The sequence below is a fragment of the Pectobacterium sp. F1-1 genome (genome assembly GCF_025643735.1).
GTDB classification, from domain to species: Bacteria; Pseudomonadota; Gammaproteobacteria; order Enterobacterales; family Enterobacteriaceae; genus Pectobacterium; species Pectobacterium colocasium.
Window position 1 is genome coordinate 52416 of record NZ_CP104733.1, and the last position, 13435, is coordinate 65850.

At 52.6% G+C, this 13435-nt stretch carries 10 protein-coding genes and 1 pseudogene; 9 read left to right on the forward strand and 2 right to left on the reverse strand.

Annotation, left to right across the window (positions count from 1 at the left end):
• Nucleotides 1-1135: 1135 nt before the first annotated feature.
• From dppA to dppF, 5 genes and pseudogenes are all read left to right on the forward strand, one after another.
• A complete protein-coding gene (dppA, locus tag NAL19_RS00240) occupies nt 1136-2743 on the forward strand; it encodes a dipeptide ABC transporter periplasmic-binding protein DppA (RefSeq protein WP_263058438.1) in 1608 nt (535 codons plus the stop codon).
• Nucleotides 2744-2977: 234 nt separating this feature from the next.
• On the forward strand, nt 2978-3997 hold the full coding sequence (gene dppB, locus NAL19_RS00245) for a dipeptide ABC transporter permease DppB (protein ID WP_263058439.1): 1020 nt from the start codon (nt 2978-2980) through the stop codon (nt 3995-3997).
• A 13-nt stretch (nt 3998-4010) separates the two neighbouring features.
• Nucleotides 4011-4913 carry a dipeptide ABC transporter permease DppC gene (gene dppC, locus NAL19_RS00250; protein ID WP_225086403.1) on the forward strand — a complete coding sequence of 301 codons (903 nt, stop codon included), beginning with the start codon at nt 4011-4013 and terminating at the stop codon, nt 4911-4913.
• A 13-nt stretch (nt 4914-4926) separates the two neighbouring features.
• Nucleotides 4927-5908, forward strand: a pseudogene (dppD, locus tag NAL19_RS00255) (dipeptide ABC transporter ATP-binding protein).
• Nucleotides 5905-6915, forward strand: coding sequence for a dipeptide ABC transporter ATP-binding subunit DppF (gene dppF, locus NAL19_RS00260; protein ID WP_263058440.1), 1011 nt, complete (start codon nt 5905-5907; stop codon nt 6913-6915). Before dppD ends, dppF begins: the two are co-directional and overlap by 4 nt.
• Nucleotides 6916-7013: 98 nt before the next feature.
• On the opposite strand, the gene NAL19_RS00265 is transcribed toward dppF, so the two are convergent.
• Complete coding sequence (locus NAL19_RS00265) at nt 7014-8264, reverse strand: valine--pyruvate transaminase (protein ID WP_263058441.1); 1251 nt, start codon at nt 8262-8264, stop codon at nt 7014-7016.
• Between the two features lie 126 nt (nt 8265-8390).
• Here NAL19_RS00265 and NAL19_RS00270 point away from each other — a divergent pair, with 126 nt between their 5' ends.
• The 4 genes from NAL19_RS00270 to ggt all read left to right on the forward strand — a co-directional run bounded on the left by NAL19_RS00270 (nt 8391) and on the right by ggt (nt 12961).
• Nucleotides 8391-8537, forward strand: a complete 147-nt coding sequence (locus tag NAL19_RS00270) for a hypothetical protein (protein ID WP_263058442.1) — start codon at nt 8391-8393, stop codon at nt 8535-8537.
• 119 nt (nt 8538-8656) lie between these two features.
• Nucleotides 8657-9865 carry an aldose 1-epimerase family protein gene (locus NAL19_RS00275; protein ID WP_263058443.1) on the forward strand — a complete coding sequence of 403 codons (1209 nt, stop codon included), beginning with the start codon at nt 8657-8659 and terminating at the stop codon, nt 9863-9865.
• A gap of 178 nt (nt 9866-10043) precedes the next feature.
• Nucleotides 10044-10955, forward strand: a complete 912-nt coding sequence (locus tag NAL19_RS00280) for an EamA family transporter (RefSeq protein WP_263058444.1) — start codon at nt 10044-10046, stop codon at nt 10953-10955.
• A 212-nt stretch (nt 10956-11167) separates the two neighbouring features.
• Nucleotides 11168-12961, forward strand: coding sequence for a gamma-glutamyltransferase (ggt, locus tag NAL19_RS00285; protein ID WP_263058445.1), 1794 nt, complete (start codon nt 11168-11170; stop codon nt 12959-12961).
• Nucleotides 12962-13077: 116 nt separating this feature from the next.
• Here ggt and NAL19_RS00290 read toward each other — a convergent pair whose 3' ends face one another.
• Nucleotides 13078-13371, reverse strand: coding sequence for a zinc ABC transporter substrate-binding protein (locus NAL19_RS00290; protein WP_263058446.1), 294 nt, complete (start codon nt 13369-13371; stop codon nt 13078-13080).
• Nucleotides 13372-13435 lie beyond the last annotated feature (64 nt).

Sequence of the window (13435 nt, forward strand, 5' to 3'; positions counted from 1 at the left end):
TGAACTTATCAGCAACTCCATTTTAAATAACTTATATTGTTTTTTTGTAATTAAAATAATTTATTGAGTGCATCGGAGGAGTTAAAAGAGGGGGGTGATGTAAATCACAGAGTGAAAATACCACTTTATGGGAATAAGTAAATAGCTCACTTTCATTTTAGTGAAAATATTTATTTAACTAAAATAGCCAATTAACTATTGAGTAATATCATTTTCTTGCGGGTCGCTACCCAGGCGATGCTACTGCGAACAGAATGCGTCCTCAACCCTACATCAGTTGCCTTTTTATCTATGCTTTATCTAACGGATGTCTTCAGCAACGGATCTCTGGTAACGACTATCCCACAGATAAACAATGCAGGAGAAGCCCAGTTGGAGGAGGGGGAAAAGGCGTTTCTTCCGTCGCACAAAGTTTTTTTCTGTAGCGTAGATAGTCCAGTTTCTGCTTATGGTGCCGTGGCAGATATCAGAATTTCTTATTATCTGTCAGGATTTTCACCTGCTGTTAACGTTTTTAACAAAAAATAGTGCTCAAATCTTGGACATGTAAGACCAGATGACTATAGTTTTTTTAATGGTGATAATTTCTTTATGTCGGTAATGTATCGGGTTTTATCGCTGTTTTTTAATAAAAAGACAAAACATCCACCTTTTTTAAGGTGATGGTTTTGTATTTTCTCTTTTAAGAAAATGTAAGGAAATTTTGTAAATCCCTACTGCTCATATTGACGTCACCGCCATCTGTTGAGAAATTGAGGGCGTCATAGGGATATAAGGAGGAAAGCAGCGGCTTGTCTGAATGATTCTACGTCTTCATCCAGCATCCGTGAGCGGGTTGTGGCGCGTCGAGGTGTAGGTTGTAGTTATTATGACTATATCCAACAGCGTGGCGGCCATCGGTTTTTGGTAACCCCTTTGCCTCTCCCCATTATTTTAATTTTGCCTTCGGGCGACAGGGTACAGACCACAGCTCGTAAAAAATACAGGTCTGGCCAACCATACCCAATTGATTTCGAGATGCAGAACGAAATATAGCGCTGTTAACCACTGTGCGTTTAACGACAGAATTAACGCGTATGCAGCTTGGAGTATGGCAGGTATAGCACACAACATCATCCACAATGGAGCACAAGTAATGGAAAAATCCCTGGTTAAATCAAGGGTGTTGAAATTCGGCCTTGGCTTGCTCGCCATGTCCGTCGCCGCAGGCGTTCAGGCAAAAACGCTGGTTTACTGCTCAGAAGGCTCCCCGGAAGGTTTTAACCCACAGCTGTTCACCTCCGGTACGACATTTGATGCCAGCTCTATTCCTATTTATAACCGCCTGGTGGAATTTAAAGACGGCACCACGGACACCACTCCAGGGTTGGCTGAAAAATGGGATATTAGCGAAGATGGCAAAACCTATACTTTCCATCTGCGTAAAGGCGTGAAATGGCAAGACGGCAAAGATTTCAAACCTTCCCGCGAGTTCAATGCTGATGACGTGATTTTCTCCTTCATGCGTCAGCAGGATGCCAACCATCCGTACCACAAAGTGTCTGGCGGCAGCTATGAATACTATCAGGGTATGGGGATGCCAGAGCTGATCAGCAAAATTGAAAAAGTCGATGACTATACCGTCCGCTTTGTGCTGACTCGCCCTGAAGCGCCGTTCCTTGCCGATTTGGCGATGGATTTTGCTTCCATCCTGTCAGCGGAATACGCCGATAAGATGCTGAAAGCCGGTACGCCGGAGAAAATCGACCTGAACCCAATCGGTACAGGTCCGTTCCAGCTACAGCAGTACCAAAAAGACTCCCGTATTCTGTACAAAGCCTTTGAAGGCTTCTGGGGCACCAAGCCGGGTATTGACCGTCTGGTCTTCTCCATCACGCCAGATGCTTCTGTACGTTACGCCAAGCTGCAAAAAGATGAATGCCAGATCATGCCGTATCCTAACCCGGCCGATCTCGCGAAGATGAAAGAAGATAAAAACATCACGTTGCTTGAGCAGCCTGGCCTGAACGTCGGCTATCTGGCTTACAACGTTGAGAAAAAACCGCTGGATAACGTCAAGATTCGTCAGGCGTTGAACTATGCGGTGAACAAGTCTGCCATCATCGAAGCGGTTTATCAGGGTGCTGGTCAGGCTGCGACCAACCTGATCCCGCCGACCATGTGGGGCTACAACAACGACGTTAAAGACTACAGCTACGATCCTGAAAAAGCGAAAGCACTGCTGAAAGAAGCGGGTATGGCTGACGGTTTCTCAATCGACCTGTGGGCGATGCCAGTACAGCGTCCGTACAACCCGAACGCACGTCGTATGGCGGAAATGATTCAGTCCGACTGGGCGAAAGTTGGCGTGAAAGCCAAAATCGTCACCTACGAGTGGGGCGAGTATCTGAAGCGTGCGAAAGACGGCGAACACCAGACCGTGCTAATGGGCTGGACGGGTGACAACGGGGATCCGGATAACTTCTTCGCGACCCTGTTCAGCTGCGATGCAGCTAAAAATGGCTCCAACTACTCCAAGTGGTGCTACAAGCCGTTTGAAGATTTGATCCAACCCGCGCGCGCCGTTTCCGATCACGAAAAACGTATTGAGCTGTACAAACAAGCACAGGTGGTGATGCACGATCAGGCTCCGGCACTTATTGTTGCGCACTCCACCGTGTATGAACCAGTACGTAAAAATGTGAAAGGTTATGTGGTTCAGCCGCGTGGTGTGCATAGCTTCAACAACGTGACGTTGGATTAAGTCAGCCACTCGTTTTTCACGGACATTGAAAACCCCGACCTTGCGGTTTCTCGTTAGAGGAGCCGTGTAGGCGGGGTTTCTTGCCCGTTAAATTTTATGGTGGGCTTCCTGCCCACACACCCTGTGGGCCGTCGTCCACGACGTTTAAAATCGTTCCTGACGATTTTTTATGCTGTGAGCAATGATAAGCCTGATGGCCAACGAGCCAGCAGGCATGAATAGAGAGTTCGGGATATGTTGCAGTTCATACTCCGGCGTTTGGGGCTGGTTATCCCAACGTTTATTGGTATCACCCTGTTGACCTTCGCATTCGTGCATATGATTCCGGGCGACCCGGTGATGATCATGGCGGGGGAACGCGGTATTTCCGCCGAGCGCCATGCGCAATTGCTGGCTGAAATGGGGCTGGACAAGCCGCTTTGGCAACAATACATCCACTATATCGGCGGTGTGTTGCAGGGCGATCTGGGAATCTCCCTCAAGAGTCGCATCCCCGTGTGGGAAGAATTTGTGCCTCGCTTCAAGGCGACGCTGGAACTGGGTATCTGCGCGATGTTGTTTGCTATCGCGGTTGGGATTCCGGTTGGTGTGCTGGCTGCGGTCAAACGCGGCTCTGTTTTCGATCATACCTCTGTTGGCCTGGCGCTGACGGGTTACTCCATGCCTATCTTCTGGTGGGGCATGATGCTGATCATGCTGGTCTCCGTTCAACTTGACCTCACGCCCGTTTCGGGGCGCATCAGCGATACTGTGTTTCTTGACGACAGCATGCCGCTGACTGGCTTTATGCTGATCGACACTCTGTTCTGGGGCGAGAAAGGCGATTTTATCGACGCGGTTGAACACATGATTCTGCCTGCCATTGTGTTGGGCACCATTCCTCTGGCAGTGATTGTGCGTATGACGCGTTCCGCAATGCTGGAAGTGCTGGGTGAGGATTACATCCGTACCGCCCGCGCCAAAGGGCTGAGCCGTCTGCGCGTGATTGTCGTGCATGCGTTGCGTAATGCAATGCTGCCGGTGGTGACGGTCATTGGCTTGCAGGTCGGCACTATGCTGGCCGGAGCGATCCTGACGGAAACCATTTTCTCCTGGCCGGGGCTGGGACGGTGGTTGATCGATGCGTTGCAGCGTCGTGACTATCCGGTGGTTCAGGGCGGCGTGCTGCTGGTAGCAACCATGATCATTCTGGTTAACCTGCTGGTGGATGTGCTCTACGGCGTGGTTAACCCACGCATCCGTCACAAGAAATAAGGGGAAGGCTAAGATGACAAATGTCACTGAACCTGTTGTAAACAGCGCACCGAAGCCGATGACCCCGCTACAGGAATTCTGGCACTATTTTAAACGTAACAAAGGGGCGGTCGTCGGCATGGTGTATGTCGTGCTGATGCTGATTATCGCCATTGGCGCCAACGTGTTGGCACCACATGCCCCTGCCGAGCAGTTCCGCGACGCGTTGCTTCGTCCGCCTGTCTGGCAAGAGGGCGGAAGCTGGCAGTTCATTCTGGGCACCGATGATGTCGGGCGTGATGTCCTGTCCCGCCTGATGTATGGCGCACGTCTGTCGCTGCTGGTCGGCTGTCTGGTGGTGGCGCTGTCGCTGGTGCTGGGGGTGATCTTCGGCCTGCTGGCCGGGTATTTTGGCGGTGTGGTTGATGCGCTCATCATGCGTATCGTCGATATCATGCTGGCACTGCCAAGCCTGCTGCTGGCGTTGGTGCTGGTGGCCGTTTTTGGGCCTTCGATTGTGAACGCCTCGCTGGCGCTGACCTTCGTGGCATTGCCGCACTACGTCCGTTTAACCCGCGCGGCGGTGCTGGTGGAGGTTAACCGCGATTACGTCACGGCTTCACGCGTGGCGGGAGCCGGTTCGGCGCGCCAGATGTTCGTCAACATTCTTCCTAACTGCCTGGCACCGCTGATTGTGCAGGCGTCTCTCGGCTTTTCTAACGCCATTCTTGATATGGCTGCTTTGGGTTTCCTCGGTATGGGCGCACAGCCGCCAACGCCAGAGTGGGGCACCATGCTCTCGGACGTTTTGCAGTTTGCGCAAAGCGCCTGGTGGGTGGTGACGTTCCCCGGTTTGGCAATCTTACTGACGGTATTGGCGTTTAACCTGATGGGGGACGGCTTGCGTGATGCTCTCGACCCCAAACTCAAGCAGTAACAGAGGTAGAGAGATGGCGTTGCTCAATGTAGATAAACTGTCGGTTCACTTTGGTGACGAGGATTTGCCGTTTCGGGCGGTCGATCGCATCAGTTATCAGGTGGAAGAAGGGCAGGTGGTCGGTATCGTCGGGGAATCCGGCTCCGGTAAATCCGTCAGCTCGCTGGCGATAATGGGGCTGATTGACTACCCCGGCAAAGTGATGGCCGACAAGCTGGAATTTAACCAGCGCGATTTAAAGCAAATTTCCGAGAAAGAACGGCGTAATCTGGTGGGTTCTGAGGTCGCGATGATCTTCCAGGACCCGATGACCAGTCTGAACCCGTGCTACACCGTGGGCTACCAGATCATGGAAGCCATCAAGGTGCATCAGGGCGGTAACCGCAAAACCCGTCGTCAGCGGGCGATTGACCTGCTGACGCTGGTTGGGATTCCCGATCCGGCTTCGCGTCTCGATGTGTATCCGCACCAGCTTTCCGGCGGGATGAGCCAGCGCGTGATGATTGCGATGGCGATTGCCTGTCGGCCGAAGCTGCTGATTGCCGATGAGCCAACCACGGCGCTGGACGTGACCATTCAGGCACAGATCATTGAACTGCTGCTCGAACTGCAACAGCGCGAGAATATGGCACTGATCCTGATCACGCACGATTTGGCGCTAGTGGCCGAAGCGGCACACCACATCATCGTGATGTATGCCGGTCAGGTGGTGGAATCAGGCAAAGCGGCGGACATTTTCAGTGCGCCCCGCCATCCGTATACCCAGGCATTACTGCGTGCGCTGCCGGAGTTTGCGGCGGACAAATCTCGGCTGGCATCGCTGCCGGGCGTGGTGCCGGGCAAGTACGATCGCCCTAACGGCTGTCTGTTAAACCCACGCTGCCCCTATGCGCAGGACCGTTGCCGTCAGGAAGAACCTGCACTGCGCGATATTCCTTGGTCGTCAGGTGAAATGTCATACACCGCTGGATGATGCGGGGAGACCGACCCTATGAGTGAACTGAACGCCACATCGCAGCCGTATTTACTGCATGCGATTGATTTGAAAAAACACTACCCGGTGAAGAAAGGCTTTTTTGCGCCGGAGCGGATGGTGAAAGCGCTGGACGGCGTTTCCTTTACGCTGGAGCGCGGTAAAACGCTGGCGGTGGTGGGAGAGTCTGGCTGTGGAAAATCCACGCTTGGCCGTCTGCTGACGATGATCGAAACCCCGTCTGACGGCGAGCTGTACTATCAGGGGCAGGATCTACTGAAGCCCGATCCTGAAGCGCAGAAGCTGCGTCGGCAGAAGATCCAGATCGTGTTCCAGAATCCTTATGGATCGCTGAACCCGCGTAAGAAAGTCGGACAGATCCTCGAAGAACCGCTGCTGATCAACACGGAACTGTCAAAAGCCGAACGCCGTGAAAAAGCACTGGCGATGATGGCGAAAGTCGGGCTGAAAACGGAACATTATGACCGCTATCCGCATATGTTCTCCGGCGGCCAGCGTCAGCGTATCGCTATTGCCCGTGGGTTGATGCTGGACCCGGACGTGGTGATTGCCGATGAACCGGTGTCGGCGCTGGACGTGTCGGTGCGTGCACAGGTGCTGAACCTGATGATGGATTTGCAGCAGGACTTGGGGCTGTCTTACGTCTTCATCTCGCACGACCTGTCCGTCGTCGAACATATCGCTGATGAAGTGATGGTGATGTATCTGGGTCGCTGTGTCGAGAAGGGCAGTAAAGATGCCATTTTCAACAACCCGCGTCACCCGTATACACAGGCGTTACTGTCCGCGACGCCGCGCCTGAACCCGGATTTACGCCGCGAACGCATCAAGCTGACGGGCGAGCTGCCCAGCCCGCTGAATCCACCGCCGGGCTGTGCGTTCAACGCCCGCTGCCAGCGCTGCTTCAGCACCTGCACGCAGTTCCAGCCGCAGTTGAAAACCTACGGCGAACAGCAGGTTGCCTGCTTCGCTGTTGATCAGGACGAACAGGGTAGCGCCGTCGCCTAGTTTGCCTTCACCTCACCTACGCTGTGCTGGCGTAGGTGAGTGGAAACGTGACTGTCGCGCCGCGAGTTAGCCGCTACTATTGCGACAATCGTGGTGAATTAGGCTTCCTGCATCGCCTTTTCCACTTCTTCCGCCAGAATCGCAATACCCTGTTCGATTTTCTCCGGCTCCGGCACATAGTTCATGCGCATGCACTGGTTGGCGTGCGGCCAGTCCTGATCCAGACCGGGGAAGAAATAGTGGCCCGGCACCACGAGAACACCGCGTTTTTTCAGGCGCTGGTACAGGATTTCCGTCGTGATAGGCAGATCCTTAAACCACAGCCAGAGGAAGATCGCCCCTTCCGGTTTATGAATCAGGCACTGCTCGGGCGACAGGTAGCGGCGAATAATGGCGATAGTTTCTGTTACGCGCTGCTGGTAGAACGGGCGTATGACGTCGTTAGATAAGCGCAGCAGATCGCCACGCTGAATCATCTCGTGCGCCAGTGCCGGCCCGACCGCACCTGGAGACAGGCTAATGATGCCGTTCATGTTGCCGATCGCGGAAATCACCTTTTCATCTGCAATCACGATACCGCAGCGTGAACCGGGCAGGCCCAGCTTGGACAGGCTCATGCACAGGATGATATTCGGGTTCCACAGCGGCGTTGCGTCGCTGAAGATGATGCCGGGGAAAGGCACGCCATAGGCGTTATCAATCAGCAAGGGAACCTTGTGCTGCTGCGCCAGAATATCCAAACGCATCAGCTCGTCGTCGGTCAGCACGTTACCGGTCGGATTGGTCGGGCGAGATACGCAGACCAGCCCGATGTCATCGGTAATCGACAGGTGATCGAAATCGACGTGATATTTAAATTGCCCTTCAGGCAATAGCTCGATCTGTGGGCGTATGGAGACGAACATGTTGTCGTCCAGCCCGGAATCCGAATAGCCGATATATTCTGGCGCCAGTGGGAACAGCACCTTTTTCAGGCTGCCATCGCTGTGGCGACCTGCAAACAGGTTAAATAAGTAGAAAAACGCACTCTGGCTGCCATTTGTCAGCGCAATGTTCTGTGGTCCAATCTGCCAGCCTAATTCATTACTCAGGAGTTCGGCCAGTGCAGTAAGCAGCGTGTCCTTACCTTGCGGGCCATCGTAGTTGCATAGCGCTTCCGTTAATTTCCCTTGTTCCAGCATATCCTGACACAACTGCTGGAAGTAGAGATCCATCTCCGGAATGTGTGCCGGATTGCCGCCCCCCAGCATGATTGCGCCTGGCGTACGTAGCCCTTCGTTCAGGTCGTCCATTAATTGGGTGATGCCAGCGTGGCGCGTGAATTTCTTGCCGAAAAGAGAAAAGTTCATAGTTTATTTATCAGTGATCGTACACAGGTTAGCGGCAACCATAGCGCTTGCGCCAATAGGGTGCAATGTGGTCAAAAAACAATCTGATAATTTTTTATCTCGCAACATACTTGAAATTCAGCATGAATGTCTGAAAGCCATGTTGGCGAGAAAAGGATTTTAGGCGACATGTTTTATGTGGCTGAAACGATGTCAGCTTTTACCGATCAATATCTCAATAATTCTGTAAATATAGATGCCATTCATGGTGAGTTAGTGATGCTAATCGGATAAATAACGCGACAATGCTGAATTTTTCTATCTGGTGATAGCTATCACATTCTGACCATCAGCTGATTTGTAGTCTTTAGCCCGCATTAGCTAAAACAATTCAGCAAAGAGGGATGATCAACATGAAAAAATTACTTGCTATAGGCATTACATTGGCGCTGACATCATGGCAATTATCGGCGCAGACGTTTGTGCTGACAGATGCTGAAGGCAGTGTAGAAAAGGGAAACTGGCAAATTGGCAGTGAGGCCCTGAAGATAAAAAATCAGCATTTCAGCATTGAGCAAAAAGTCCTGCACGGCGGACGTCAGGAAGGCAGTAAAGTGATTACGATTACCAGCCAGGACGGGCTGAAAATTGCTCTCAGCCCGACGCGAGGGATGAATTTACTGCATGTAACGGGCAAAAACATCCGTTTGGGGTGGGATTCGCCGGTTGATGAGGTCGTAAACCCGAACACCATCAATCTGGAAAGCCGTAATGGACTGGGCTGGCTGGAAGGTTTCAATGAGATGATGGTGCGTTGCGGATTTGAATGGACGGGGCACCCGGTCGTTAGCGAGGGCATGATCTATACCCTGCATGGCCGTGCGGGCAACACACCAGCTTCAAAAGTGGTCGTGGAAGTCAGCGATAAAGCCCCGCATACCATTACGGTACGAGGCCTGCTGAAAGAAAACAGCTTTAAGAAGTCGAATCTGGAAACCTGGACCGAGCTGCGTTACGTCCCCGGCAGCGAGTCGTTTACCGTGCACGATGTGCTGACCAACAAAGCGGATTACCCGCGTGACTACCAAATTATCTACCACAGCAATTTTGGCACGCCGATTCTGGAAGAAGGCGCACGTTTCATCGCGCCGGTGAAAGAGATTTCTCCGTTTAATGACCACGCTAAAGCGGGTCTGGCCAGCTGGCAAACCTATAAAGGGCCGACGAAAGACTTTGATGAAATGGTGTTCAACATTACGCCGTACACGGATGCACAGGGCAAAACGCTGGCGGCGCTGGTGAACAAGGCGGGTGATAAGGGCGTGTCGATTGCCTTTGACACCCATCAACTGCCGTTGCTGACGCTGTGGAAAAACACGGACACGGAAAAACAGGGCTACGTCACGGGGATCGAGCCCGGCACTAACTACGCCTACCCGGTGACGATTGAGCGTGAGCAAGGGCGGGTTAAAAAGCTACAACCCGGCCAGAGCACGACGTTTGAGCTGACATACAGCCTGTTGAGTAGCGCAGAGGCGGTACAGAAAACGGAACAGAAAGTGAAAGCCATTCAGGGTGACAACACCACCACGCTGACGGAAAAACCTATCGCCATCGAGTAGCTGCGATCTATGCCGACCACGGGTCAGGTGGTCGGCTATTCCACCCCATTCTTCTGCTTGTCCATGATTCCGCTTAGTCATTGTCACGTAATGTCATAATTATCTTTTCTTATTCGTTTTTTCATTTTACGCGTACCTTGAAGAGGGTATGGGTTACCTATTTGATCAGGGGATGAGGATGCCGTTGAAAGATGCGCTGCTTGCGCTGTGTGTTGTGGTGTTATGGGGTGTGAATTTTGTGGTGATCAAGGTCGGGCTGAACGACATGCCGCCCTTTTTGCTGGCAGGGCTGCGTTTTTCGCTGGTGGCGCTCCCGGCTATTTTCTTTGTGCCTTTTCCGCGTATTCCCCTGAAATGGCTGGTTGCCTACGGCATGACCATCAGCTTCGGTCAGTTTGGTTTTCTGTTTCTTGCTATCAAGCTGGGCATGCCCGCAGGGATTGCCTCGCTGGTGTTACAGGCTCAGGCCTTTTTTACGCTGCTGGTTGGCGCGGTGTTGCTGTCAGAAAAGCTGCGCTGGAATCATGTGGTTGGGATTCTGGTGGCGGCGATGGGGATGGTGGTGCTGGCTGAAGGTCGCACGGCGCTGCAAATGTCTTCCGGTATGACCACCACCACGCTGCTGCTGACGCTGGCGGCGGCGCTGTCATGGGCGGTGGGTAACATCATCAATAAAATTATCATGAGCAAAAACAGCGATGTACGCATCATGTCGCTGGTGGTGTGGGGCGCGCTGGTGCCTGTCGTGCCGTTTTTCATCAGTTCCTGGTTGTTCGAAGGCGGAGACGCGATTGTCCATAGTTTAATGACGATCCAACTGCCGACGATCTTGTCTTTGGCCTATCTGGCGTTTGCGGCAACCATCATCGGTTACGGGATTTGGGGCAGCTTGCTGGCACGCTATGAAACCTGGCGTGTGGCACCTTTGTCGCTGCTGGTTCCCGTCGTTGGGTTGGTGAGCGCCGCCATTTTTCTGGGTGAATCGCTCTCACTATTACAGATTGTGGGCGCGGTGCTGATCATGCTCGGCTTGTTGGTGAATGTGTTTGGTGCACGGCTGCGCTCATGGCGACCCGTGCGACAGCCGTGAGCTGCGTGTCCCGTAATGGGGCGTATTTATCGTGCAGCGTCGCAAAGCTACGCGGCTATTTTCGCAATTTCTCATGCCTTTCCTACGCTTTTTACTGGTGCTGACGGATCCGTTAAGCCGTGGTCATTTTCTGGCGCGGACTTTGCAAGTTGGCTTCGCAAGAGGGTAGAGCTAAAAGCAGTCAGTGAAATCAACGGGATAAAGGGGTCTCCATGAGAATAAGAAACACGACATTGGGAAGGGTGGCATCGGGAAAATGGCTGCTGTCACTGAGTGTGACGGCGCTGCTGGTGAGTGGGGCTGTGCAGGCGGCGTCTGCCCCTGCGGTGGAAGCGAAAAACGGCATGGTGGTCAGCTCGCAGTATCTGGCTTCGCAGATTGGTGTCGATATCATGAAGATGGGCGGCAATGCGATTGATGCCGCCGTGGCCGTGGGCTACGCGCAGGCGGTGGTGAACCCCTGCTGTGGCAATATTGGTGGCGGTGGGTTTATGACGCTGCATCTGGCCGATGGGAAAGACACCTTTATCAACTTCCGTGAAACGGCACCTGCGGCGGCCAGCGCCAACATGTATTTGAACGCGGATGGGAGCGTGAAAAAAGATGCGAGCCTGTACGGCTATCTGGCCGCTGGCGTACCGGGAACGGTGCTGGGGCTGGATACCGCGCTACAAAAATACGGCAAATTGACGCGTGAACAGGTAATGGCCCCGGCGATTAAGCTGGCACGTGAAGGCTTTGAGCTGACGCGGGCAGACACCGATATTCTGGACACTACCGTAAAACGCTTCAAAGCCGATCCTGAAGCGGCGCGCATTTTCCTGCGTCCCGACGGCAGCCCGTTGCAGCCCGGTGATAAGCTGGTACAAACCGATCTGGCGAATACGCTGGCGGCGATTGCCGCGAAAGGGCCGGATGCCTTCTATAAAGGTGAAATTCCGCAGGCGGTGGAGAAAGCGGCAAAGCAGGGCGGCGGCATTCTGACGGCGGCTGATTTTGCCGATTATCGCATTACCGAAACGGCGCCGGTAACCTGTAATTATCGCGGTTATCAATTTGTCTCCTCGCCGCCGCCCAGTTCCGGTGGCGTCACCATGTGTGAAATTCTCAATATTGTCGAAGGTTACGACATTAAATCGGCAGGCTTTAACTCGGCGGCCACCGTTCATGTGCTGACGGAAGCGATGCGTCATGCTTACATGGATCGCAACACCTACCTCGGCGACCCGGCATTTGTTAGTAACCCCGTTGAGCGGTTGTTGAGTAAGGATTATGCCGCTGAAATTCGCAAACAAATCGAACCGGAGAACGCGACGCCGTCCAAAAACGTGCAGCCGGGGATCGGCCCGCACGAGCGACCGGAAACCACGCACTATTCCATCGTGGATAATCAAGGCAATGCGGTGTCCACCACGTATACCGTGAACGGGCGTTTTGGTTCGGTGGTGATTGCGCCGGGAACAGGTTTCTTCCTCAATAACGAAATGGATGACTTCACGGTGAAAGTGGGCGAGAAAAACCTGTACGGGTTGGTGCAAGGGGAGCGTAATTCGATCGCCCCCGGTAAGCGCCCACTTTCGTCCATGAGCCCGTCGCTGGTGACGAAAGACGGCAAGGTCTTCATGGTGCTTGGCTCACCCGGCGGTTCGCGCATTATCACTATCACGCTGCAAACGGCGCTGAATATCATCGATCACGGCATGGCACCGCAGGAAGCGGTAGACGCGCCGCGCATCCATCATCAGTGGCTGCCGGACGAGGTGTATTACGAACAGCGCGGGCTGTCTGCCGATACGCTGAACCTGCTGAAGCAGCGTGGCTACAAGATGGTGGAACAAACGCCTTGGGGCGCAGCAGAGCTGATTTTGGTCGGCTTACCGGGCGCGGCGGGCGTCACGCCAGCGGATTCGGGCAATGACTCGGCGGTATCCGGGAAAGTGCGTGAGGGTTACCTGTACGGCGCAAATGACATCCGCCGCCCAGCCGGGGCAGCGATAGGGTATTGATTTGAATGCACGTAAGGAGAAGCGGTTTACTTCCCCCTACCTATGGATTATTTTTAACTATTAACAACATCCATGAATTAAACTTCATGGATGTTGTCTGAATTACTCTTAATCTCTCATTTTGGACCTTCCCACAAGAGCTTAGACTTCATTTCTTGTGGAACCATCTCAAAAAGAGATGATATAAGTTCTTTTTGACCGCTATAAGCTATTGAAATATCATCACTACAGTTTTCGATATAATACCTTGCCTGATTGTTTAGAAAGTAAATATCGTGATCTTCAAAATCTGGCGTCAAGATCGTGTAAGCCAAGTTATGGACAAGTTCAGCGTCATAGTAGCATGATAAATCAGATGATTTTTTATGTTGTTGCATGTTCCTGATATAAGGAATAGAAAGTAACAACATTTATATATATATTTCGTTCTTTTTTAAATTTTTTTCATTAATAGATGACCTTTCTATTTCCTGG